Source organism: Helicobacter didelphidarum, assembly GCF_003364195.1.
GTDB lineage: Bacteria > Campylobacterota > Campylobacteria > Campylobacterales > Helicobacteraceae > Helicobacter_A > Helicobacter_A didelphidarum.
Window position 1 is genome coordinate 1 of record NZ_NXLQ01000233.1, and the last position, 369, is coordinate 369.

Annotated in this window: 1 protein-coding gene; it reads left to right on the forward strand. The window is 32.0% G+C overall.

Features of this window, described 5'->3' with window-relative positions:
- The first annotated feature begins 40 nt into the window (after positions 1-40).
- Positions 41-178 (forward strand): hypothetical protein, encoded by a 138-nt coding sequence (locus CQA53_RS13065; protein ID WP_181882493.1) that lies wholly within the window; start codon positions 41-43, stop codon positions 176-178.
- The last annotated feature ends 191 nt before the right edge of the window (positions 179-369 follow it).

Here is a 369-nt window from a genome sequence, read left to right on the forward strand (position 1 = left end):
AGTATAGGGAGGTGTTTATAAACTTAAAGTGTCAAGGAATATGCAAAGAGAACAGGAATGGAGATTAAAGGTCATATTCCTCTTAAACACACTCAAAGGAATAAGCAAGGATTATCCTTTAGGCGTTAAAGATTGTGTAGAAGTGATGTATAGGCTTAAAGTTTTAAGAGATAAGTAAAGGGAGAAGGAATAGAGATGAAATACACAAAGGAGTAGAAATAGAGATTAAAGGTCATATTCCTCTTAAACACACTCAAAGGAATAAGCAAGGATTATCTATCATAACAAATAAAAGGAATCTCTAAGGAATAAACGATGACTAATAAGACTTTAAATAATCTAAACAATCACAACACTTCAACTCTTCCA